Raw genomic sequence first — 22,317 nt, forward strand, 5'->3', positions numbered from 1 at the left:
CTCGAGCTCGCTATTGAGCCAGTTCAGCGGCGGTGGCCACGGCCTCCGCGAGGGTGTCGACCACGGGGACGCCCGCCCTTTCCAGACTGGCTCGACTGTGCGAGCCGCCGGTGTAGAGCACCGCGCGGGCACCCACGTGCGCCGCGGCCGCGGCGTCGTCGGCCGCGTCGCCGATGACGACCGTACGGGCCGCCTCGACGCCGTCGAGGGCGGCGAGGTGGCGCACGAGGTGGCCGGCCTTGCTGGTGTGCGAGGGGCCGGTGCGGCCGTCCACGCGCAGGAAGTACCGGTCGATGCCGTGGGTGCGGACCAGGGGTACGAGCCGCTCGTGCGGGGCGAGGGACAGCAGGGACTGCGTCAGCCCCTGCTCCTGCCAGCCGGCCAGCAGCTCACGGGCGCCGTCGGTGAGGCCCACGTGTTCGGCGAAGGTCCAGTAGTGCCGGTGGAAGACGTCGTCCATGACGAGCCACTCGGCCTCGGTGGGCATGCGGCCCATGAGGCGCTCGTAGAACTTCGGCACGGGCACGCAGTACAGCTCGCGGTAGCGCTCCAGCGTGATCGACTCCAGGCCGAGCTCGGCGAACGAGGCGTTCGTCGCGTCGATGACTGCGTGGATGTCGTGCAGCAGCGTGCCGTTCCAGTCCCACACGATGTGCGGTGCGTGCGTCCCCATGCCCCTGACGGTACCCGTCGCGTGCGGACGCGATGGTCAGGGGGGGCGGGGCCGGGACCCGGGCCCGGTCACTGCACGAGGTTGGGGATCTCCTGCACGCCGAACCACAGCAGCTCGTGGTCCTCGGCGCCGTCCACGGTGAACTGGGCGTCGTCGTCGCCGTGATCGGCGGCGCCGAGGGCGTCCGCGGCGGCCGCGATGTCCGCCACCGCGTCGTCGGCGTCGACGTGCACGGCAGCGGCCCGCTTGAGCGCGACGGAGCCCGCGATCCGCACCTCGCCCAGGGTGGCCTCGTCCATGCCCTGCACGGGGCTGGCGGCCTTGTCCTCCACGTCCACGGCCACCACCACCCGGCGGCGGGCGGCCGCCGGGTTGCCGGCGAGCATCCGCAGCGAGGCGGCCGCGGCACGGCTGAGGGCCGCGTACTCCAGCTCCTCGATGTCGTCCGAGACGTACCACTCGCGCAGGGACGGGGTCACGGCGTACGCGAGCAGCGGCGCAGGGCCCAGCTCGCCCGCCGCGTGCACCTCGGCGAGACCGGGAAGGGTCAGGGGGACGTACACGCGCATGGCCGCCGCTTTCGGTAGTCGTCTCGGTAGTCGTCGTCGCCGTTCGGGCGCCCTCAGGATACGTGCGGCCGTCCCCCTTCGTGGTGCGGACCCCGGCCTTGCGGCCGTCCACTTCCGTCCCCTCCGGAACGGGTCTGACCAGCCGCGACACGGCCGCGGTCACGCGGATAGGTGAACCCGGCAGGCGACCGCCGGGCCGCCCCGACCGCGTTGCGGGGGACGTCTGCGGCCCGTAGAAGATCCCCGACCAAGTTACTGCCCGGTACTCGCGGCCGGGCCCGGCGGACGGGGACAGCGCATGGCGACGGACGGGACCAGGCCGGGTGGACGGGGACGGCAGACGGGGGCGGACCCGAGCCGGCCCGGCGGACGGGGGACCCGGGCGGGGACGGACCCGACCCGCCCGGGCGGGCGCCACGACCAGCGGCGGCCCCGCGACCCGCGGGTGCCGCGCCAGGGGACGCCGCCGCCGGCGCCCGTGGCCGTGGGCGGCCCCGCCCGGCCGGCGGCCCTGCCCTCCACGGGGGCCGCGGTGCGGGGAATCCGGCCGCACGACTGGTTCGCGGAGCGGCTGCTGGCGGTACTGAGCGGGCAGCGACCGGTGCACTGGATGCTCGGACACACCGTCGCCCCGGCCTACGACCAGCTGATCGACCTCGCTCCGGGGGCGCCCCTGCGACCGGCGTCCCGGGTCCGGCCGCGGGTCAGCCGGTGCGACTGGCGGGCGCCGGTGCCCGGGGTCCTCGAGGCCTTCGCCCGTATCGCGGCCGGTGACCGCGTCACCGCCATGGCCTTCCGCCTGGAGCGCGGCCCCGACCACCGGTGGCGCTGCGCCGCGGTGGAAATCGGCCCCCGACCCTGACTGACCGACTCCCCGGCCGACGTTCGAAGGCGGCGGGGGCCGGGCGAAGGCCCGGGAAGCGGTGGAAGGGCGGGCAGGGGACCGGCCCGGCAGGGCAACGGCCGGCAGCCGACACACGACGGCAACCAGCCCACGAAGCCCCCTGGGGATCCCCCGGGAGCCTCCGGGAGCCCCCGGACCCCCCGGACCCCCCGGACCCCCCGGACCCCCCGGACCCCCCGGAGCCCCCGAACGCGGCCGGGGCCGGTACCCGAGCGGTACCGGCCCCGACCCCCACCCACGCAGCGTGCGTGAGCTACTTCTTGCGGCGACGCCCGCCCGCGGCCTTCGCCGCCTTGCGCCGCTCCGCCCGCGTCAGCCCGTCACCGTCGCCCAGGCCCGCGCCGCCGTCCTCGAAGTCGCCCTCGACGACGCCGCCCTCGCCGTCCACGGTCGGGGCGGAGAAGTGCAGCCGGTCCGGCCGCTGGGGCGCGTCCAGGCCCTTGGCGCGGATCTCCGGGCGCGAGTCCTGCGCCGGCACGGCGTCGGCCATGGCCGCGTCCGACACCGGCACCTCCTCGACCTGCTGCTCGACCTGGACCTCCAGGTTGAACAGGTAGCCGACGGACTCCTCCTTGATGCCGTCCATCATGGCGTTGAACATGTCGAAGCCCTCGCGCTGGTACTCGACCAGCGGGTCCTTCTGCGCCATGGCGCGGAGGCCGATGCCCTCCTGCAGGTAGTCCATCTCGTACAGGTGCTCGCGCCACTTGCGGTCCAGCACCGACAGGACGACCCGGCGCTCCAGCTCGCGCATGATGTCGGAGCCGAGCTGCTTCTCGCGGGCCGCGTACTGCTCGTAGATGTCGTCCTTGACGGACTCGGCGATGAACTCGGCGGTGATGCCGTCCCGGCCGCCCGCGGCCTCCTCCAGCTCCTCCACCGTCACCTTGATCGGGTAGAGCTGCTTGAAGGCGCCCCACAGGCGCTCCAGGTCCCACTCCTCCGCGAAGCCCTCGACCGTCTCGGCCGCGATGTACGCGTCGATGGTGTCGTCCATGAAGAAGCGCACCTGCTCGTGCAGGTCCTCGCCCTCCAGGACGCGGCGGCGCTCGCCGTAGATGACCTCGCGCTGGCTGTTGAGCACCTCGTCGTACTTCAGGACGTTCTTGCGCGTCTCGAAGTTCTGGGTCTCGACCTGCGACTGGGCCGACGCGATCGCGCGCGTCACCATCTTGTTCTCGATCGGCACGTCGTCCGGCACGTTGGCCATGGCCATGACCCGCTCGACCATCTGCGCCTTGAACAGGCGCATCAGGTCGTCGCCCAGCGACAGGTAGAAGCGGGACTCGCCCGGGTCGCCCTGACGGCCGGAGCGGCCGCGCAGCTGGTTGTCGATACGGCGCGACTCGTGGCGCTCGGTGCCGAGGACGTACAGGCCGCCGAGCGACTTGACCTCCTCGAACTCGGCCTTCACGGCCTCCTCGGCCTTCTGGAGCGCCGAGGGCAGGGCGTGCGCCCACTCCTCGATGTGCTCCTCCGGGTCGAGGCCGCGCTGGCGCAGCTCGGCCTCGGCGAGGTCGTCCGGGTTGCCGCCGAGCTTGATGTCGGTACCGCGGCCGGCCATGTTCGTGGCGACCGTGACCGCGCCGCGGCGACCGGCCTGGGCGACGATCGAGGCCTCGCGCTCGTGCTGCTTCGCGTTCAGGACCTCGTGCGGGATGCCGCGCTTGGCGAGCTGCTGCGAGAGGTACTCGGACTTCTCGACCGAGGTGGTGCCGACCAGGATCGGCTGACCCTTCTCGTGCTTCTCCGCGATGTCGTCGACGACGGCCGCGAACTTGGCCACCTCGGTGCGGTAGATCAGGTCCGGCTGGTCCTTGCGCTGCATCGGCCGGTTCGTCGGGATCGGCACGACGCCCAGCTTGTAGATCTGGTGGAACTCGGCGGCCTCGGTCATGGCCGTACCGGTCATGCCGGACAGCTTGGTGTAGAGGCGGAAGAAGTTCTGCAGGGTGATCGTGGCGAGGGTCTGGTTCTCGTCCTTGATGTCCACCCCTTCCTTCGCCTCGATCGCCTGGTGCATGCCCTCGTTGTAGCGGCGGCCGGCGAGGATACGACCGGTGTGCTCGTCGACGATCATGACCTCGCCGTCGATGACGACGTAGTCCTTGTCCTTCTTGAACAGTTCCTTCGCCTTGATGGCGTTGTTCAGGTAACCGACGAGCGGCGTGTTGACCGACTCGTACAGGTTGTCGATGCCCAGCCAGTCCTCGACCTTGGCGACACCGGACTCGTGGATGCCGACGGTGCGCTTCTTCTCGTCGACCTCGTAGTCGCCGGTCTCCTCGATGCCCTTGAGCGGGTTGCCCGGCTCGCCCTTGGTCAGGCGGGTCACGAGCTTGGCGAAGTCGCCGTACCACTTCGTGGCCTGGTCGGCCGGACCCGAGATGATCAGCGGCGTACGGGCCTCGTCGACCAGGATGGAGTCGACCTCGTCGACCACGGCGAAGTTGTGGCCGCGCTGCACCAGCTCGTCGCGCGACCACGCCATGTTGTCGCGCAGGTAGTCGAAGCCGAACTCGTTGTTGGTGCCGTAGGTGATGTCGCAGCTGTACTGCTCGCGGCGCTCGGCCGGCGACATGTTCGCCAGGATGCAGCCGACGCTCAGGCCCAGGAACTTGTGGACGCGGCCCATCATCTCGGAGTCGCGCTCGGCCAGGTAGTCGTTCACCGTGATCAGGTGGACGCCCTTGCCGGACAGCGCGTTCAGGTACGCCGGGAGCGTGCCGACGAGCGTCTTGCCCTCACCGGTCTTCATCTCGGCCACGTAGCCGAGGTGCAGCGCGGCACCACCCATGATCTGCACGTCGTAGTGGCGCTGGCCGAGGACGCGCTTGGCCGCCTCGCGGACGGTCGCGAACGCCTCGGGGAGCAGGTCGTCAAGGCTCTCGCCGTTCGCGTACCGCTCCTTGTACTCCTCCGTGAGGGCCTTCAACTCGGCGTCGGAGAGGTTGACGAAGTCCTCTTCGATGGAGTTGACCTGGTCCGCGATGCGGTGCAGTTTGCGCAGGATCTTGCCTTCGCCTGCACGCATGAGCTTGGTGAGGACGGACACTGAGGCTGGTCTCCTTGCCGGTCGGGCCTGGGCACTGGTTCGTACACGGGCACGGCAGGTGGGCCCCACCGCAACGGCCATCGTAAGCGAGGACGTGGTCGCGCCGGGAGGTCCGCCGTCGCCGCAGAGCAGCGGGCGCCCGGAATGAGAACGTACGGGGGACCCGGAAGGTGCCGGTCTCCCCCCATCTCCCCCGAAAACTGTTCGTCGACCTCCCCCGACGACCGGATAATCCGTTCATGGAACCGACCGTCCTGACCACCGAGCGCCTCGTCCTGCGCCCGCACGTGCCCGCCGACGTCGCCGAGACCCACGCGGCCTGCCAGGACCCGGAGATCCAGCGATGGATCCCGGTGCCCGTCCCCTACGAGGAGAAGGACGCCGTGGAATACGTCACCCAGAACGCGCCCGACCGGTGGCGGGAGGGCTCCGAGTACAACTTCGCGGTGCGGCTGCGCCGCGGGGCCAGCGACGGCACCGGTGCGGCCGGCGACGACGGCACCGGTGCGGCCGGCGCCTCCGAGGGCCCGCTGGTCGCCACCCTCGGCATCCACCCCCGCGGGGAGTTCTCGTACGAGATCGGCTTCTGGGCCGTCGCCGGCCACCGCGGCCGGGGCTACACCACCGAGGCCGTGCTGGCCCTGGCCCGCTGGGCCTTCACCGAGCTCGGCTGCGACCGCCTGATCTGGCGCGCCGGCATCGGCAACACCGCCTCCCGCGCCGTGGCCGAGAAGGCCGGCTTCACGATCGAGGGCGTCCAGCGCTCCGGCATGGAGCACCGCGGCACCCTGCGCGACTGCTGGCTCGCCTCGCTGCTCCCCTCCGACATGGGGCTGCCGTCCCGGATGCCGTACCTGCCGACGCCCGAGCGGGCCGCCGCACCCGCCGCGCCCACCACCCCGGCCGCGCCCGCGATGCCGGTCGCGACCGCCTAGACCCCCGCGTAGTCCCAGGTCAGCGCCGTTGTCAGTGGCTGGCCGTAGGGTGCGGCCCATGACGACCCTGCCGCCGCCCACCGTGACCCTGTCCGCCGACGACGCGCGCCGCATCGCCCTGCGCGCCCAGGGCTTCCTCGGCGCGCCGGACCGGCGGGCGGGGGTGCGCGGGATGCTCCGCCACCTGGGCGCCGTACAGCTGGACACGATCTCGGTGCTGGCGCGCTCGCACGAGCTCGTCCCGTACGCCCGCCTGGGAGCCGTCGGCCGCGACGCGGTGGAGCGGGCGTACTGGACCGAGCAGCACGCGTTCGAGTACTGGTCCCACGCGGCCTGCATCCTGCCCATCGAGGAATGGCCGCACTTCGCGTTCCGCCGCCGGGTCAAGCGGGCGCACGGCTACCGCTGGCACAAGATGAAGGACAAGGACGCCTCGTGCCGACTGGTCCTGGACCGGCTGCGCGCGGACGGTCCCCTCACCTCCACCGAGCTGGGCGGGGCGAAGAACGGCGGCCCGTGGTGGGACTGGTCCGAGACCAAGATCGCGGTGGAGTGGCTGCTGGACGCGGGCGACGTGGTCGTGACGGAGCGGCGCGGCTGGAAGCGCGTGTACGACCTGGCCGAGCGCGCCGTACCGGACGCACTGCTGCACGACGACCTCGACGACGCCGAGTGCCTGCGCCGCCTGGTGGCCCTGGCCGGGCGGTCGCTGGGCGTCGGCACCCGCGCCGACCTGGCCGACTACCACCGCCTCAAGGGCGAGCAGGTCGACGCCGTGGTCGCCGAATCCGGCCTGGTGCCGGTCGAGGTCGAGGGCTGGGGCAAGCCCGCCTGGGCCGACCCGGCCGCACTGGCCGCGCCCCCGCGCGGCCGGCACCGCACCACGCTGCTCTCGCCGTTCGACTCCCTGGTCTGGGACCGGGCCCGCACCGAGCGGGTCTTCGGCCTGACACACCGGCTGGAGGCCTACGTGCCCAAGCCCCAGCGGGTGTACGGGTACTTCGCGATGCCCGTGCTCTCGGGCGGCCACCTGGTCGCCCGCGTCGACCCGGCCCGCGAGGGGAAGACCCTGGTGGCCCGACAGGTGACGCTGGAGTCCCCGAAGGCGGCCCCCGCCACGGCCCGCGCGCTGCGCGAGGCGGCGGAGTGGGTGGGCTGCTCCGACGTCCGCGTCGAGCGCGCCGCGACCCCGGCCGAGGCGGCGGCGGTCACGGCGGAGCTGGCCGCGCTGGACTGACGCCGCGCCACCGGCCGACGGGGCCTGCCGAGGGGACCTGCCGACGGGAGCCGGCTAGCGGATCTCGAGGATCTTCTCCCGCATCGCGTACACCACGGCCTCCATGCGGGAGTGCAGCTGCAGCTTCTCCAGGATGTTGCGGACGTGGTTCTTGACCGTGTTCTCGGAGATGAACAACTCCTTGGCGATGTCCCGGTTGTTCATCCCGGTGGCGACCAGCTTGAGCACCTCCAGCTCCCGGTCGGTGAGCCGGGGCGCCGGCACCAGCCGGCGCTCGTCGGTGCGCTGGATCATCGACTTGAACTCGGTCAGCAGCTTCGAGGCCATCGAGGGGCTGATCTGCGACTGGCCGTCGGCGACCGCGCGGATGGCGGTGGCCACCTCGTCGGTGGAGATCTCCTTCAGCAGGTACCCGGTGGCCCCGGCCTTGATCGCGTCGTAGAGGTCCGCCTCCTCGTCGCTGATCGTCAGCATGATGATCTTCGCGCTGGGGGCCACCTCCTTGATGGAGGTGCACGCCTCGATGCCGCCGCGCCGGGGCATCCGTACGTCCATCAGGATGATGTCGGGCAGCAGGTCGGCGGCCTTGTCCACGGCCTCGGCGCCGTCCCCGGCCTCACCGACGACCTGGATGTCCTCCTCCTGGGCCAGCACGATCTCCAGCCCCCGGCGGAAGAGGGCGTGATCGTCGACGACCAGGACCCGGATCGGTTCTGCGCCCCGGCCCCTGCCCGGTGTCCCGGAGCAGCCGGCCTCGTCCTCGTCGTGAACCGGTCCGAAGCTGTCCGCCATCGTTCCTCCCCCTGAAGGCCGTGGCCCGAAGTACGTGTGCCGCGCCGCACCGGGCGCCCAGGGCCCCGGTCGGCTGCGGGCCATGATTCCATGCCCGGACGCCCAAGTGGGGGGCCAACGGCGGCAAATGGACGCCCCCGGTGGCGCAAAGAGCACCAGCCGGGGGCATCACGCGAATTCCTATTCCCGCTCTGCGGCGGGGGTTTCCCGCCCTGTCGCGGGGGTGGGGCCCGGGTCGTCAGCCGCCGAGCGCCCCGCCCGCGCCCTGGGGCGGCTCCTCCGAGGTGGAGTGACTGTCGGCGTTGAGGTGGATGACGCCGTAGTCGTACGCATGGCGCCGGTACACGACGCTGGGCTGCTTGGTGTCGGAGTCGACGAACAGGTAGAAGTCGTGCCCGACCAGTTCCATCTCGTAGAGCGCCTGGTCGAGGGTCATGGGTGCGGCCGAGTGGGTCTTCTCGCGGACCACCAGCGGCCCTTCGCCCTGAATTTCCAGTGAGCCGATCCGCTTCGTCGGAATCGACTCCTCCTCCTCGGTCACGAGGTGTCCACTGCCGTCGAGGGTCGCGGCCCCGGCGGCGTCAGCCACTTCCGCGGCCGACAGGCGGCCGGCTCCGCGGCGACTGAAGCGCTTGTCGTGCTCCCTGCGCAGTCGTGCTTCGAGCTTCTCGTGTGCGAGGTCGAGGGCCGCGTACGCGTCGGTCGCGGCTGCCTCGGCCCGGATCACCGGGCCGCGTGAACGGAGCGTGATCTCCACCCGGTCGGAACGGTCGGCCTGGCGGGGGTTGGACTCCTTGGTCACCTCGACGTCCAGGCTGATCACCTTGGCGTCAAGCTTCTGGATCTTCTCCAGGTTCAGCTTCTCGGCCACGTGCTTGCGGAACCGCTCGGGCACCTCGGTCTTGCGTCCCTTGACGACGATGTCCACGCAGAACTCCGTTCCCGGAACACTCCGCCTCGTCGGGGCGAAGCGTCTCCCTTTTTGCACCAGACTCCGGTGAGCACCGGAGCCTCGGACTTGGCGACTTTCACCTCCTCCTCCCCCATCGGCAAGATCTACACCCCACCGACGTCGGGAGTCGAGAGAAACCTGCGCAGAACTCCGAAGCGCGCGATCCGACGGTGGGGCCGTAGGCTCGCCATTACCGCTTACCCCCGAACATATCTCGCTCGGACGGTTGTCGGCACCCGCTACCGGGACGTACCTCCGCTCAGGTGTGTTTTCCCTCTTACCACCTGCAACGTTGCCCCAATCCCGTTAGTTCCAATTGCTTTCGAAAGCGCGCACGGGTCCCGCCACCACCACCGCACACACCCCGGGAAACCCCAGCTCCGGCCCACCGGGCCGGCCGTCGCGGGGGCCGGCAGGAAGGCCGAGAACACCCCTTCCGCCCCACCCGTCCCAGGCCCCTGACGGGCCGGGAGCCCCACGGACGGGACCCCGCCGCGACGCCCCGGACCCCGGCCGGGGCACTCCGCCCCGCCCCGGCACCCCGCCGGGGACGCCCCCACGCGCTCCTCCGGACGGCGGCCCGGCGCCCAGCGCCCGGGCCGCCTCCGCGAGCGAGGCTCCGGTGGTCATCAGGTCGTCGACGAGCACGATCCGACCGTCCGCCGGCAGGCGCGCCCCAACGGGCCGCAGCTCCAGGGCCCCGGCCAGGTTCGCGAACCGCTCCCGGGCCCCCAGCGCGGCCTGGTCCGCCACCGCGCGCCGCTGCCGCAGTACGGGCGCCACGCGCGCCGCCACCCCCACCCGGCGCAGCTCCCGCGCGGCCGCCAGCGCCATCCCGCGCACGGGATCGTGGCCGCGCGCCCGCACCGCCCGCCGGGAGGACGGCACGGGTACCAGTACGAGGGGGCCTGGCGGGGTCGGACGCCCGCCGCCCGCCCGGGGCCCCTCCCCCTCCCCTCCCCCGCCATCTCCTTCCCCTTCCCCGCCCTGCGCCGCGAGTGCCGCCAGCACCGCCCGCGCCACGGCGCCTCCCAGCACTCCGCCGAGCACGAGGGCGCCCCTCTCCTTGTGTGCGAGCAGCACCGCCCGCACGGCGTCCCGGTACGGCGCCGCCGCGTACACGGCCGGCAGGCCCCCGGGCTCCGGGTCCGGCCGCACCCGCCGCACCCGGCACTCCTCGAACTCCCGCCGACACTCCTCGCACAACACCACCCGCGGCGCCCCGCACCCGCCGCAGTCCACGGGCAGGACGAGACCGGCCAACTCCCGCCACCACCCGCGCATGGGGCAACTGTCCCGGGTCGCGCCGGATCCGCCCACCCCTGTGGAAAACTCGAGCGGCAGCGGATAGTGTCGTGCCTCATCATGAAGGACGTAACCAATTACTCGGAGAACCTCGCCCGGGGCGACGACGGACTGCTCTACCGACCCGGCGTCCGGGCCTCGATGGAGGCCTTCACCACCGGCGGCGGCACCGCGGCCCTGGAGGCGGCCGCCGCGGTGCGCGCCGCCGCCCAGGCCGTCGAGCGGCTGCGCTCGCACGGGGCCGGCGGGCGCGGCCTGAGCGCCGGCGCCCTCGACGTACTCACGCGACTGGGCGTGGCCGGCGAGGAGGGACTGCCCCTGGGCGAACTGGCCCGCGCCGCCGGGATGAGCCCGCGCAACGCCACGGGCCTGGTCGACACCCTCGAGCGCGACGGCCTGGTCCGGCGGGTCCAGGACCGCCGCGACCGCCGGTCCGTCCGGGCCGAGATCACCCCGGCCGGACGCGACTGGCTCGAGTCGTTCCGCGCCCCCACCCAGCGCGCGATGTCCGCCGTCTTCCAGGGGCTCACGGACGACGACCTGGCGCGGCTCCGGCACCTGTGCCTGTGCCTGGTCGAGAACCAGCAGCGCATCGAGGCGTACCTGAACCCGTCCCCACCGGATCCGCGGACCGCCTGACCGCTGCTCCGGGCAGGCCTCGGCGGCCCACGGCGTGCTCGCCCCAGCTGCCCAAGGCGAGCACGCCCCAGCTGCCCGTGGCGGGCCCGCCACGGCTGCCCGGGGCGGGCAGGCCACGGCGGGCTCCGTGACCGACCACGGAGCCCGCCCCCACGGACGGGCCGGTGCCTACCCCGGGTAGACCGGCGCCGCTCCCCCGTCGACCACGGTCCGCCACTGCGCGCCGTGCGGCAGCCAGACGATGCCGTCCGACCGCGAGTACGCCACCACCGGCAGCTGCTCGTCCTCCGACGCCGCGACCGCACTCACGCCGGTGGCGCCGGGCAGGCTCCCCGAGACCACCTCGGACCCGTCCGCCTGCATGTACCGGGCCTGAACCAGGCCGCCGGCCTCCCGGCCCACCACCAGCAGCCGGCCCCGCGAGGCCCACGACATGGCGGTCACATCGACCATCTGCGGTGCCGCGGGACGCAGTTCGCGCACCAGCACCAGCGGTTCCTCGCTCCCGCCCCGGCTGTCGGGCCGCTCGACCCGGCCCACCTTGAGCGTCTGCCGGCCGTCCTTCTCGATGAGCAGCGCGATGCGCACCCCGTCCGAGGACACCCGCAGCGATTCGATGCGGCCGCCGTTCAGACCGGCGACGTCGACCTTGCGGGGCGTCCCGGTGCCGTTCTCCAGCACCCACACCGCAGGATTGGCCGGATTTCGATCGGCCACCCACAGGTCGCCGCGCGCGTCCCAACTCGGTGCCGACAGCCGGTGCTCCGGCCCGGCTGCGGCGCCCGCGGCACTGGTGAGCACGGGCTGGCCGAGCGGACCGCCGGTGGTCAGCGACACCACGTACAGCTCGCGGCCGTTCTCGCTCACCACCGCTGCCCGCTTCTCGTCGTGCGCAACGGCCGCGGTGCCCACCTTCAACTGCGAGGTGGCCAGCGGTCCCGGCACCGCTTCCGCCGGTGCGGGGGCCGACTCGCTGTCCGCGCGCAGGTGCATGCGGCGCAGCCGGTGCTCGGTGTCGACGTAGTACTGGCTCTGCGGCGAGGCGCCGGAGAAGCGGTTCGCCACGATCACGGCCTCCGGCTGGTCCAGCTGGCACAGCGAGGACCCGTCCGACCGCACCAGCTCCACGCTCGTCACCCGCGAGGCCGTCAGGTCCTGCGCGGTGAAGAGGAGTTGGGCGGCCATCCGCTTGCACTGGGCGTTGGCGACGTTCTCGGCCTTCTTGTTCAGCGGGACGCGCAGCGCGTTCTGGCCGTCGTACGCCAGCGTGCGCGTGCCCTCCTTCAGGGCCGTGCCGGAGGGGAAGCTGGAACTGACCACCGGTCCGAGCCACTTCGACGGCCCGGCCAGCAGCGACTGCACGGTCTGCGTCATGGCGTCCATGCGGGACTCGGGGTCCTGGCGCTGCCGTACGAACACGGGGTCGGCGACCAGCATCCCGGACGCGAAGTAGTACTTGTTCGCGGAGCGGAAGATGCGTTCGAAGTCGGACTCGCCGAGCACCAGTCCGTCGGGCAGGTCGGCGATCCGCCACTGCCCGTCCTCCTTGACCAGCTGGAGGAACTCCTTGTACGGGGCGCTGCCCGACTCCGGCTGGTAGGAGCCGCGCTCGTCCACCCGCGCCATGCGGGTGCCGGAGAGCTCGAAGCGCTGGCCGACGGCGTCCTGGTCGTTGGCGCCGGCCATGCGCAGCCGGGTCAGCTCGCTGGACAGCACGGTGATGCCCCGCCCCGGGTTCCACTTCGCCGCGGCGTCCTTGGTCAGGTACTCGCGGGCGGTGGCCAGCCGGGGGTCGTCGCTGGTCATCGCGTCGACGAAGCCGTCGACGATCTCCAGCGGGGAGGCCTTGTCCGGCGGCGGCACGCCGAAGACGCGGACCTGGGAGTCCACTCCCTGCGAGGCCTGGACCTGCTTGATCTCTCCGCTGCTGGGCATGGAGGCGCAGCCGGTGAGCACCAGCACGCCGGCGCCGAGCGCGGCGGCGGCCGCGTAGGAGCGGCCCCGGCGCCCGGACGTCCGAACGTCGATGTCAGCGTCCACCTGCGCCCTCCTCCCGGTCCGCACCCGTCACTCCGCTCCCGTCATCGCCACCCGTGCCCGGACCGGCGTCAGAACCCGCGCCCGGGCCCCTGCCGGCGCCCGAACCAGAACCCGAACCGGTTCCCGACCCCGACCCTGACCCAGCCCCGGCCCCGGCCCCGGCCCCGGCCCCGGCCCCGGCCCCGGCCCCGGCCGATCCTCCCGGCCTGGCCACGACCCGGGCGCCGCCACCGCTCCCCGGCATCGCCGTGGGATCCGACGGCACGGCCGTCGCCACGAGCGTCCGCGGCGGTATCGGGTCGCGCTCGCCGGGCCCGCGTACGCCCTGCACGCCCTGTACGCCCTGCGCGCTGACGCCCTGGACGCGCGGCGTGCCCGCCCCGGTGCCCGACGCACTGTTCTGCTGCCCCGGCACCGCGCCGCCGCCCGCGCGCTCGGCGCGCTCGGCCTCGGCCCGCGCCCGCGCCGCGCGCGAGTCCTCGGGCTCCAGCGGGATCGGCGATCCGCGCAGCGGCTCGTCCGCCGTGCGCGGCAGCGTCAGCCGGAACTGGGAACCGCCGCCCGGCTCGCCCCACGCCTGCAGCCAGCCGCCGTGCAGCCGGGCGTCCTCGACGGCGATGGACAGGCCCAGGCCGGTGCCGCCCGTGGTGCGCGCCCGGGCCGGGTCGGCCCGCCAGAAGCGGTTGAAGACGCGGGTGGCCTCGCCGGGCTTGAGCCCGACGCCGTAGTCCCGTACGGCCACCGCGACCGCGCCGCCCGCGGAGGCCAGCCGGACGATCACGTCCCTGCCCTCCCCGTGCTCGACGGCGTTGACGACCAGGTTCCTGAGGACGCGCTCCACGCGCCGCGGGTCGGCCTCGGCCACCACCGGCTGGGCGTCGCCGAGGACCCGGATCCGGCTGCCCTTGCGCTCCGCGAGCGGCTCGGCGCCGTCGATGACCCGGCGTACGACGTCGCGCAGGTCGATCGGCTCGGCATCGAGGGCCGCCGCGCCCGCGTCGAACCGGCTGATCTCCAGCAGGTCCGCCAGCAGCGACTCGAACCGGTCCAGCTGGCCCGCCAGCAGTTCCGCCGACCGTGCTGTGACCGGGTCGAAGTCGGCCCGGGCCTCGTGGATGACGTCGGCGGCCATCCGTACGGTCGTCAGCGGCGTCCGCAGCTCGTGCGAGACGTCGGAGACGAACCGGCGCTGCATGCGGGACAGGTCCTCCAGCTGCTGGATCTTGAGGTGGAGGTTCTGCGCCATCTTGTTGAAGGCCTCACCCAGACGGGCGATGTCGTCCTCGCCGGTGACCTTCATCCGCTCCTGCAGGCGCCCGGCCGACAGCCGCTCGGCGATCCCGGCGGCCATCCGGACGGGCGTGACGACCTGCCGCACGAGCAGCCAGGCGATCGCGCACAGCAGGGCCACGACGAACACGCCCGCGGTTGCGATGGTGCCCTTGACCAGGGTCAGCGACTCCTCCTCCTGCGTGAGCGGGAAGAGGTAGTAGAGGTGGTACGGCTCCCCGTTGATGTCCGTGAGCCGCTTGCCGATGACGAGCGCGGGCTCCGAGGCCTTGCCCGGGACGGTGTACTCGATCTTCGAGAAGGTCTGGTAGGGGCCCGTCCCGCTGTCCACCGCCCGGCGCAGCGACACCGGGACGCTCGCGGTCGGGTTGACCCCGCCGGAGGCGCGCGGACCGCGGACGCCGGTGCCGAGGTCGCCGGAGACGGCGTCGGCCGGGCCGGCGCCGAGGGCGACGACGGAATATGCCTTCTGGCCGCTGCTCGCGAGCTGCTCGACGAGGTCCGACATCCAGGCGCTGACGTTGCGGCCGAGCTTGTTGTCCCCGGTCGCGGTGTCCTGGGTGTCGGTGGCGGGCGGGGTGTTGGCCTTCTCCTGCGCGACGGCGAAACCGCCGGAGGCCTGGCTCTGCGCGGCCTCCTCCTTGGCGTCGAGGAGGCCGTTGCTGACCTGGCCGATGACGACGAAGCCGAGGAGCAGGACCACGGCCAGCGACATCAGCATGGTGGCGGCGACCACCCGCAGCTGGAGGTTGCGCCGCCACAGCCGGATCGCCGGCAGCAGCGGCCGGCGGACCCAGCGGGCGAACAGGCGCAGCACGCGTCGGCCCAGCACGCGCCGGCGGCCGGGGAGGCGCAGACCGCCCCGCCGCGCGGAAGCCGGAGCCGACGGCCGTGCCGTCGGGTCCGGGGCCGTGCTGGAGGGCATGTCAGCTCGGTCCGGCCTTGTAGCCGACGCCACGGACGGTCACCACGATCTCCGGGCGCTCGGGGTCCTTCTCGACCTTCGAGCGCAGCCGCTGGACGTGCACGTTGACCAGGCGGGTGTCGGCGGCGTGCCGGTAGCCCCACACCTGCTCGAGCAGCACTTCGCGCGTGAACACCTGCCACGGCTTGCGGGCCAGTGCGACGAGCAGGTCGAACTCCAGCGGCGTCAGGGCGATGGACTGCCCGTCCCGCTTCACGGAGTGCCCGGCCACGTCGATGACGAGGTCGCCGATGGCCAGCTGCTCCGGCGCCGGCTCCTCCGACCGCCGCAGGCGGGCGCGGATACGGGCGACCAGCTCCTTCGGCTTGAACGGCTTGACGATGTAGTCGTCGGCCCCGGACTCGAGCCCGACGACCACGTCGACGGTGTCGCTCTTGGCCGTGAGCATGACGATCGGCACGCCGGACTCGGCGCGGATGAGCCGGCAGACCTCTATGCCGTCCCTTCCGGGCAGCATGAGGTCCAGGAGCACCAGGTCAGGCTTTGCCTCGCGGAAAGCAGCCAGTGCCTTGTCGCCGTCCGCGACGAACGACGGCTCGAAACCCTCTCCACGCAGCACAATGCCGAGCATCTCGGCCAGCGCGGTGTCGTCGTCGACGACAAGGACGCGTCCCTTCATGGTTGACATCATCCCATTAGCTAATCGTTACCTGGCGGTGAGCTGGCCCACAGCCGGGCGACCGCCGGCTCCGCACCGGTCACCCCACGTGATCCCAGGCCCCAGTCTGCCCCGTCCACGCGCCACATTCGAAGGGGGCCCCCGCACCCTCTCCTCCGCCGGGCCCCGTATTCCCACCCGCCGGGCCCACGAAGCGGCCCCCGGGCCCCGGCCCCACGCGAAGCCCCCTGCCCGGCCGGAGCCGCACGGGCCGGACCGGAGGTGGCCGGGCCGGTCCGTTCGGCGATCACGCATGGCACGATGGCAGCCGACCAGCGCCACCGCCCCCCGTACGGGCACGAAGGAGCGACGATGAACGACTCTCCGGGCTCGGCATCGCCCGGATCCACCCCGGCGGACGGCGAACGGCCCGACGCGGCGGCACCGGAGCGCGACCCGTCCAGCGCCCCGCCCCCGGCCGCCGGCCCGAGGTGGTCCAAGGAGCAGCCCCCGCCGGGCCAGTGGGTCGCCCCCGGCACCCCGGAGGCTCAGGAGGCCCCCACCGGCGGGCCCGGGACCACCGGAGGAGCCCCCGGCACCGGCGGGCCCGGCACCAGCGGAGCGACCGGCACCGGCGGCCCCACCTGGACCGCCCCCTCCGGCACCACACCCCCCGGCACCGCGGACGGCACCCCCGGAGGAGCCCCCGGAGGAGCCCCCGGAGGGACCCCTGGCGGGACTCCCGGCTGGGGAGGCCCCCAGCAGTCCGGCTGGGGCGGGCAGCAGCCCGGGCAGCAGTCCTGGAGCACCCCGGGTGGCCCCTGGGCCGGCCCGGCCAAGCCCTACGCCCCCAAGCCGGGCGTCATCCCCCTGCGTCCGCTCAGCGTCGGCGAGATCCTCGACGGCGCCGTGACGACCATGCGCGCCCACTGGCGCAGCGTCCTGTCGGTCACCCTCGCCGTGGCGGTCGTGACCCAGCTCGCCATCACGCTCGTCCAGGGCTTCGCCCTCGACGGCCTCGACGCCGCGCCCGCGGACGCCAACGCCTCCCCCGAGGAGGTCCTCGACTCCCTGGGCGCCAGCATCGCGCAGAGCGCCGTGGCGCAGGTGATCACCCTCCTCGGCACCGTCCTGGCCACCGCCATGCTGACGATGATCTTCAGCCGGGCGGTCCTCGGGAAGACGTCCAGCGTCTCGGAGGCCTGGCGCGAGGCGCGCCCCCGGCTGCTGCCCCTGACCGGCCTGGTCCTGCTGATGCTCCTCATGGTCGCCGGCATCCTCGTCGTCGGCGTCCTGCCCGGCATCCTCGTGGACAGCGCCCCGCTGTCCGTCGCGGGCCTGCTGGTCGCCCTCCCGGTGGCGGTCTGGCTCTACGTCCGCTTCACCCTGGCCTCGCCCGCCCTGATGCTGGAGCGCCAGGGCATCGGCGCCGCGCTCGGCCGCTCGGCCCGCCTGGTGCGCGGCTCGTGGTGGCGGATCTTCCTGATCATCCTGCTCACGTCCGTGATCACCGGCATCGTGTCGATGATCATCGTGTTCCCGTTCACCATCCTCGGAATGCTGTTCGGCGGGGGTGGCATGGACGCCCTCATGGACGGCAGCTTCGCGTACAGCTGGGGCTTCCTCGTCGTCGCCGCCGTCGGCTCGGTGGTCGCGCTGACCATCACCCTGCCGATCAGCGCCGGCGTCGTGGTCCTGCTCTACATCGACCAGCGCATCCGCCGCGAGGCACTGGACCTGGAGCTCGCCCGGGCGGCCGGCGCGCCGGGCCCCACCGGCGCCCCGCCCGGCCCCACCGGCACGGGGAGCTGATGCGGTGAGCGGTACGGGGGGTGCCCCCACGCGGGCGGCGAACACGGCACGGGCGGCCCTCACCGGCCGCCTCCCCGCCTCCGACGGGCCGCCGGTCACCGTGCCGCGCGGCCCGGCCCGCGAGGAGGCCGAGCGCGAGCTGTCCAGGCCGATGTACCACGAACACGACCCGAACCTCCTCCAGCGCGCCATGAACCGCTTCTGGACCTGGGTCGGCGACCTGTTCGACGCGGCCTCCGGGGCCACCCCCGGAGGCACGCCGGGCGTCATCGCGATCGTCGTCTTCGCGCTCCTCCTCCTGGCCTTCCTCTGGTGGCGCCTGGGCACCCCCCGCCGCCTCCCCGCGCCCACCGGCGGCGCCCTGTTCGACGACCGCCCCCGCACCGCCGCGGAGCACCGCACCGCCGCCGAGGCCCACGCGGCCGCCGGCCGCTGGACCGAGGCCGTCCAGGAACGCATGCGCGCCCTCGTCCGCTCCCTCGAAGAGCGCACCCTCCTCGACCCGCGCCCCGGCCGCACCGCCGACGAGGCCGCCGCCGAGGCCGCCCGCGCCCTCCCCGACCACGCCCCACGCCTGCACGCGGCGGCCCGCGCCTTCGACGACGTCACGTACGGCGGCCGCACCGCGGACGCCCAGGGGTACGCCGACCTGCGCGACCTCGACCTCGTCCTCGAACGCACCCGCCCGCACCCCGCCGCGCACCCGGGAACCCCTGTATGAGCGCTCCCCCGCCCGCCGCGCCCGCCACCCGCACCCACGACGGCGCACCCCCGGCCACCGACGCCCCCGCCCCGGGCCCGGCCGCGACCAGCGCCTCCCCCACCCCCACCGCCCTCTGGCGCCGCTTCCGCGGCCCCCTGCTCGCGGCGGCCGTCCTCCTCGCCGCCGGCCTCGTACTCGCCGCCCTGACCTCCGGTGGCGACCACGGCCGGCTCGACCCCCGTTCGCCCGACCCGCAGGGCACCCGCGCGCTCGCCGAGCTCCTCGCCGACCACGGCGTCACCACCCGGACCGTGGCCACCACCGACGAGGCCGTCGCCGCGGCCGCCCCCGGCACCACGCTCGTCGTCGCGAACCCCGGGCTGCTGACCGGGGGTCAGCAGGCCGCGCTCAAAACCGCCATGGACCTCTCCGGCGGCCGTACGGTCCTCCTCGCCCCCGGCCCGGCAGCCGTCGCCGCCCTCACCCCGGGCGTCCGGGCCGCTCCCGCGACCACGACCGACACCGACCCCGCCCCCGACTGCCCGCTGCCCGCCGCCGTTTCGGCCGGCCGCGCCCGCACCGGCGGCGGCTGGACGTACCGCACCCCCCTCCCGACCGCCACCGGCTGCTACCCGCAGGACGGCCGCCCGACCCTGCTGACCCTCCCGGGCCGGGCCGTCCCCGGCACCCCGACGGACCACACCCCCCACCCCGACACGGTCCTCCTCGGCTCCCCCGCCGCGCTCCTCAACGAACACCTCGACGAGCAGGGCAACGCCTCCCTGGCCCTCCAACTCCTGGGCACGCGCCCCCATGTGACGTGGTACCTGCCCACGCTCGCCGACCCCTCGGCCGCCGCCGCCGACGAGCGCCGCGGCTTCGGCGACCTCATCCCCGCCGGGTGGTCCTGGGCCCTGCTGCAGCTCTTCGTGGCCGCCGCCCTCGCCGCCGCCTGGCGCGCCCACCGCCTCGGCCCCCTCGTCACCGAACGCCTCCCCGTCGCCGTCCGCGCCTCCGAGGCGACCGAGGGCCGCGCCCGCCTCTACCGCAAAACCAACGCCCGCGACCGCGCCGCCGCCGTCCTGCGCGCCGCGTCCCGCGAGCGCCTGGCCGCCCTGCTCGGCGTCCCGCCCGCCGCGGCCCACGACCCGGCGAGCCTCCTCCCGGCCCTCGCCACCCGCCTGAACCGCACCCCCGGCGCCCCCGGCCCGGCCGGCCCGGCCCAAGGGTCGCCCGCCGCCGACGACCTGACGGCGCATCCGCCGACGCTCCTCTTCGGCCCGCCGCCCACCACCGACGCCGCCCTCGTCGCCCTCACCGACCACCTCGACGCCCTCGAAAGAGAGGTCCGCTCCTCATGACGTCCCCGACCACCGCCCACCCGGGCGACGCACGCGCCTCCCTCGAAGCGCTCCGCACCGAGATCGGCAAGGCCGTGGTCGGCCAGGACCCCGCCGTCACCGGCCTCGTCGTGGCCCTCCTGTGCCGCGGCCACGTCCTCCTCGAAGGCGTCCCCGGCGTCGCCAAGACCCTCCTGGTCCGCGCCCTCGCCGCGTCCCTCGAACTCGACACCAAGCGCGTGCAGTTCACCCCGGACCTGATGCCCAGTGACGTGACGGGCTCCCTGGTGTACGACGCCCGCACCGCCGAGTTCTCCTTCCAGCCCGGCCCGGTGTTCACCCACCTCCTCCTGGCCGACGAGATCAACCGCACCCCGCCCAAGACCCAGGCCGCCCTCCTCGAAGCCATGGAGGAGCGCCAGGTCACCGTCGACGGCACCCCGCGCCCGCTGCCGGACCCCTTCCTGGTCGCCGCCACCCAGAACCCGGTGGAGTACGAGGGCACCTACCCGCTCCCCGAGGCCCAGCTGGACCGCTTCCTGCTGAAGCTCACCGTCCCGCTGCCCTCCCGCGAGCACGAGATCGACGTCCTCACCCGGCACGCCGCCGGCTTCGACCCCCGCGACCTCGGCTCCGCGGGCGTACGCCCGGTCGCCGGCGCCGCGGACCTGCAGGCCGCCCGCGCCGCCGTCGCCAAGACGACCGTCTCCCCGGAGATCACCGCGTACGTCGTCGACCTCTGCCGCGCCACCCGCGAGTCGCCCTCCCTCAGCCTCGGGGTCTCCCCCCGCGGCGCGACCGCCCTCCTGGCCACCTCCCGCGCCTGGGCCTGGCTGACCGGCCGCGACTACGTCATCCCCGACGACGTGAAGGCCCTCGCCCTGCCGACGCTGCGCCACCGCGTACAGCTGCGCCCGGAGGCCGAGATGGAGGGCGTCACCGCCGACTCCGTCATCAACGCGATCCTGGCCCACGTCCCCGTACCGCGCTGATGGCCCTCACCGGACGCACCGCGCTCCTCGCGGCCCTCGGTTCGATCCCCGTCGGGCTGCTGGAGCCCAGCTGGACGGGCCTGCTCGCCGTGAACGCACCGCTGGCACTGGCCTGCGCCTGCGACTACGCCCTGGCGACCCCCGTACGGAGCCTGCGCCTGACCCGCTCCGGCGACACGACCGTCCGCCTCGGCGAGACCGCGGAGGTGCGCCTCACCGTCGCCAACCCCGGCCGCCGCCCCCTCCGGGCCCGCATCCGCGACGCCTGGCCGCCCAGCAGCTGGCCCGCCGGCACCGGCCCCGAGACCTCCCGGCACACCCTGAGCGTGCCGCCGGGCGAACGCCGCCGGCTCACCACCCGGCTGCAGCCCACCCGCCGCGGTGACCGCACGGCCGACCGCGTCACCGTCCGCTCGTACGGGCCGCTCGGGCTCCTCTCGCGGCAGGGCACCCACGTCCTGCCCTGGACGGTCCGCGTCCTGCCGCCGTTCACCAGCCGCAAGCACCTGCCGTCCCGGCTGTCCCGGCTCCGTGAACTCGACGGCCGCACGTCCGTCCTCACCCGCGGCGAAGGCACCGAGTTCGACAGCCTGCGCGACTACGTGCCCGGGGACGACACGCGCTCCATCGACTGGCGGGCCACCGCCCGCCAGCACAGGGTCGCCGTCCGCACGTGGCGCCCGGAACGCGACCGGCACATCCTGATCTGCCTGGACACCGGCCGCACCGCGGCCGGCCGGGTGGGCGACGCCCCCCGTCTGGACTCCGCCATGGACGCGGCCCTGCTCCTGGCCGCCCTGGCGTCCAGGGCGGGCGACCGGGTGGACCTGCTGGCCCACGACCGCCGGACCCGCGCCCTGGTCCAGGGCCGCGCCGCGGGCGAGCTCCTGCCGGCCCTGGTGAACGCCATGGCCCCGCTGGAACCCGAGCTCGTCGAGACCGACACCCGCATGCTCGTCTCCACGATCCTGCGCAGTGCCCCGCGCCGCTCCCTGGTGGTCCTCCTCACGAGCCTGGAGGCGGCCCCCATCGAGGAGGGCCTGCTCCCCGTCCTCCCGCAGCTCACCCAGCGGCACACCGTCCTGGTGGCCTCCGTCGCCGACCCCGAGGTGGCCCGCATGACCTGGGCCCGGGGCTCCGTCGAGGCCGTGTACGAGGCGGCCGCCGGCACCCAGGCCCAGGCCCAGCGACGCCGCACCGCCGCCCAGCTGTCCCGCCACGGCGTCACCGTCGTCGACGCCACCCCCGACACGCTCGCGCCGGCCCTCGCCGACGCGTACCTGGCCCTCAAGGCCGCCGGCCGCCTCTGAAACGGAAGAAGGCCCCGCCGGACCGGCGGGGCCTCCACGTCCTGCATGTGCTGCATGGGCTGCATATCCTGCACATCCGGCGCCTGTCGGCCGGTAAACGCAGAAAAGCCCCGCACCAGAAGGTGCGGGGCTTTCCCACAATGATTGTTCGGCGGCGTCCTACTCTCCCACAGGGTCCCCCCTGCA

18 protein-coding genes are annotated in these 22,317 nt (G+C 74.0%); 9 read left to right on the forward strand and 9 right to left on the reverse strand.

Annotated features, from left to right (window positions below):
• Positions 1 to 10 precede the first annotated feature (10 nt).
• Positions 11 to 673: an HAD family hydrolase gene (locus tag IF43_RS0117945; protein ID WP_030201291.1), complete on the reverse strand. Its 663-nt coding sequence runs from the start codon at positions 671 to 673 to the stop codon at positions 11 to 13.
• A gap of 68 nt (positions 674 to 741) precedes the next feature.
• Positions 742 to 1,242 carry a hypothetical protein gene (locus IF43_RS0117950; protein ID WP_030201294.1) on the reverse strand — a complete coding sequence of 167 codons (501 nt, stop codon included), beginning with the start codon at positions 1,240 to 1,242 and terminating at the stop codon, positions 742 to 744.
• Between the two features lie 445 nt (positions 1,243 to 1,687).
• Between IF43_RS0117950 and IF43_RS0117955 the strand changes: the two genes are divergently transcribed.
• Positions 1,688 to 2,104, forward strand: a complete 417-nt coding sequence (locus IF43_RS0117955) for an Rv3235 family protein (protein WP_234332279.1) — start codon at positions 1,688 to 1,690, stop codon at positions 2,102 to 2,104.
• Between the two features lie 295 nt (positions 2,105 to 2,399).
• Here IF43_RS0117955 and secA read toward each other — a convergent pair whose 3' ends face one another.
• Positions 2,400 to 5,201, reverse strand: a complete 2,802-nt coding sequence (gene secA / locus IF43_RS0117960) for a preprotein translocase subunit SecA (protein ID WP_030201299.1) — start codon at positions 5,199 to 5,201, stop codon at positions 2,400 to 2,402.
• A gap of 239 nt (positions 5,202 to 5,440) precedes the next feature.
• On the opposite strand from secA, the gene IF43_RS0117965 reads away from it, so the two are divergent.
• Together IF43_RS0117965 and IF43_RS0117970 are read left to right on the forward strand one after the other, a co-directional pair.
• The gene (locus tag IF43_RS0117965; RefSeq protein WP_030201303.1) at positions 5,441 to 6,136 is read left to right on the forward strand and encodes a GNAT family N-acetyltransferase; all 696 of its coding nucleotides are present in this window, start codon (positions 5,441 to 5,443) and stop codon (positions 6,134 to 6,136) included.
• A 58-nt stretch (positions 6,137 to 6,194) separates the two neighbouring features.
• Positions 6,195 to 7,373, forward strand: a complete 1,179-nt coding sequence (locus IF43_RS0117970) for a winged helix-turn-helix domain-containing protein (protein WP_030201306.1) — start codon at positions 6,195 to 6,197, stop codon at positions 7,371 to 7,373.
• Positions 7,374 to 7,427: 54 nt separating this feature from the next.
• Here the strand turns inward: IF43_RS0117970 and IF43_RS0117975 are convergent, their stop codons facing one another.
• The 3 genes from IF43_RS0117975 to IF43_RS42770 all read right to left on the reverse strand — a co-directional run bounded on the left by IF43_RS0117975 (position 7,428) and on the right by IF43_RS42770 (position 10,401).
• On the reverse strand, positions 7,428 to 8,165 hold the full coding sequence (locus IF43_RS0117975; protein ID WP_030201307.1) for a response regulator transcription factor: 738 nt from the start codon (positions 8,163 to 8,165) through the stop codon (positions 7,428 to 7,430).
• Between the two features lie 238 nt (positions 8,166 to 8,403).
• Positions 8,404 to 9,153, reverse strand: coding sequence for a ribosome-associated translation inhibitor RaiA (gene raiA, locus IF43_RS0117980; RefSeq protein ID WP_078910262.1), 750 nt, complete (start codon positions 9,151 to 9,153; stop codon positions 8,404 to 8,406).
• A 270-nt stretch (positions 9,154 to 9,423) separates the two neighbouring features.
• Positions 9,424 to 10,401 (reverse strand): ComF family protein, encoded by a 978-nt coding sequence (locus tag IF43_RS42770; RefSeq protein WP_063753358.1) that lies wholly within the window; start codon positions 10,399 to 10,401, stop codon positions 9,424 to 9,426.
• Positions 10,402 to 10,482: 81 nt separating this feature from the next.
• Between IF43_RS42770 and IF43_RS0117990 the strand changes: the two genes are divergently transcribed.
• Positions 10,483 to 11,061, forward strand: coding sequence for a MarR family winged helix-turn-helix transcriptional regulator (locus tag IF43_RS0117990; protein WP_030201314.1), 579 nt, complete (start codon positions 10,483 to 10,485; stop codon positions 11,059 to 11,061).
• Between the two features lie 168 nt (positions 11,062 to 11,229).
• Here the strand turns inward: IF43_RS0117990 and IF43_RS0117995 are convergent, their stop codons facing one another.
• From IF43_RS0117995 to mtrA, 3 genes are read right to left on the reverse strand one after another with little or no spacing between them, the layout of a single operon-like run.
• Positions 11,230 to 13,101, reverse strand: a complete 1,872-nt coding sequence (locus IF43_RS0117995) for an LpqB family beta-propeller domain-containing protein (protein WP_037889024.1) — start codon at positions 13,099 to 13,101, stop codon at positions 11,230 to 11,232.
• Positions 13,091 to 15,316, reverse strand: coding sequence for an MtrAB system histidine kinase MtrB (gene mtrB, locus IF43_RS0118000; protein ID WP_078910263.1), 2,226 nt, complete (start codon positions 15,314 to 15,316; stop codon positions 13,091 to 13,093). Before mtrB ends, IF43_RS0117995 begins: the two co-directional genes overlap by 11 nt.
• 1 nt (position 15,317) lies before the next feature.
• Positions 15,318 to 16,007: a two-component system response regulator MtrA gene (mtrA, locus tag IF43_RS0118005; protein WP_199922743.1), complete on the reverse strand. Its 690-nt coding sequence runs from the start codon at positions 16,005 to 16,007 to the stop codon at positions 15,318 to 15,320.
• A gap of 339 nt (positions 16,008 to 16,346) precedes the next feature.
• Between mtrA and IF43_RS0118015 the strand changes: the two genes are divergently transcribed.
• The 5 genes from IF43_RS0118015 to IF43_RS0118035 are packed head-to-tail and all read left to right on the forward strand — an operon-like array spanning position 16,347 to position 22,131.
• On the forward strand, positions 16,347 to 17,786 hold the full coding sequence (locus IF43_RS0118015) for a glycerophosphoryl diester phosphodiesterase membrane domain-containing protein (protein WP_030201323.1): 1,440 nt from the start codon (positions 16,347 to 16,349) through the stop codon (positions 17,784 to 17,786).
• A gap of 4 nt (positions 17,787 to 17,790) precedes the next feature.
• Positions 17,791 to 18,507, forward strand: a complete 717-nt coding sequence (locus IF43_RS0118020; protein ID WP_030201324.1) for a DUF4129 domain-containing protein — start codon at positions 17,791 to 17,793, stop codon at positions 18,505 to 18,507.
• A complete protein-coding gene (locus tag IF43_RS0118025) occupies positions 18,504 to 19,850 on the forward strand; it encodes a DUF4350 domain-containing protein (RefSeq protein WP_030201326.1) in 1,347 nt (448 codons plus the stop codon). Before IF43_RS0118020 ends, IF43_RS0118025 begins: the two co-directional genes overlap by 4 nt.
• Positions 19,847 to 20,821, forward strand: a complete 975-nt coding sequence (locus tag IF43_RS0118030) for a MoxR family ATPase (protein ID WP_030201329.1) — start codon at positions 19,847 to 19,849, stop codon at positions 20,819 to 20,821. The genes IF43_RS0118025 and IF43_RS0118030 overlap by 4 nt, the downstream gene beginning before the upstream one ends.
• A complete protein-coding gene (locus tag IF43_RS0118035) occupies positions 20,821 to 22,131 on the forward strand; it encodes a DUF58 domain-containing protein (RefSeq protein WP_030201331.1) in 1,311 nt (436 codons plus the stop codon). The genes IF43_RS0118030 and IF43_RS0118035 overlap by 1 nt, the downstream gene beginning before the upstream one ends.
• The last annotated feature ends 186 nt before the right edge of the window (positions 22,132 to 22,317 follow it).

The organism is Streptomyces sp. NRRL S-87, from assembly GCF_000719335.1.
In the GTDB taxonomy this organism is placed as follows: domain Bacteria; phylum Actinomycetota; class Actinomycetes; order Streptomycetales; family Streptomycetaceae; genus Streptomyces.

What these genes read in the sequence shown, in the direction of transcription:
- mtrA (WP_199922743.1), bottom strand. Translation starts at nt 16,007, where the DNA reads ATGATGTCAACCATGAAGGGACGCGTCCTTGTCGTCGACGACGACACC.
- IF43_RS42770 (WP_063753358.1), bottom strand. Translation starts at nt 10,401, where the DNA reads ATGCGCGGGTGGTGGCGGGAGTTGGCCGGTCTCGTCCTGCCCGTGGAC.
- IF43_RS0117945 (WP_030201291.1), bottom strand. Translation starts at nt 673, where the DNA reads ATGGGGACGCACGCACCGCACATCGTGTGGGACTGGAACGGCACGCTG.
- IF43_RS0118015 (WP_030201323.1), top strand. Translation starts at nt 16,347, where the DNA reads ATGAACGACTCTCCGGGCTCGGCATCGCCCGGATCCACCCCGGCGGAC.
- mtrB (WP_078910263.1), bottom strand. Translation starts at nt 15,316, where the DNA reads ATGCCCTCCAGCACGGCCCCGGACCCGACGGCACGGCCGTCGGCTCCG.
- IF43_RS0117965 (WP_030201303.1), top strand. Translation starts at nt 5,441, where the DNA reads ATGGAACCGACCGTCCTGACCACCGAGCGCCTCGTCCTGCGCCCGCAC.
- IF43_RS0118025 (WP_030201326.1), top strand. Translation starts at nt 18,504, where the DNA reads ATGAGCGCTCCCCCGCCCGCCGCGCCCGCCACCCGCACCCACGACGGC.
- IF43_RS0117970 (WP_030201306.1), top strand. Translation starts at nt 6,195, where the DNA reads ATGACGACCCTGCCGCCGCCCACCGTGACCCTGTCCGCCGACGACGCG.
- IF43_RS0118035 (WP_030201331.1), top strand. Translation starts at nt 20,821, where the DNA reads ATGGCCCTCACCGGACGCACCGCGCTCCTCGCGGCCCTCGGTTCGATC.
- IF43_RS0117950 (WP_030201294.1), bottom strand. Translation starts at nt 1,242, where the DNA reads ATGCGCGTGTACGTCCCCCTGACCCTTCCCGGTCTCGCCGAGGTGCAC.
- IF43_RS0118030 (WP_030201329.1), top strand. Translation starts at nt 19,847, where the DNA reads ATGACGTCCCCGACCACCGCCCACCCGGGCGACGCACGCGCCTCCCTC.
- IF43_RS0117975 (WP_030201307.1), bottom strand. Translation starts at nt 8,165, where the DNA reads ATGGCGGACAGCTTCGGACCGGTTCACGACGAGGACGAGGCCGGCTGC.
- IF43_RS0117990 (WP_030201314.1), top strand. Translation starts at nt 10,483, where the DNA reads ATGAAGGACGTAACCAATTACTCGGAGAACCTCGCCCGGGGCGACGAC.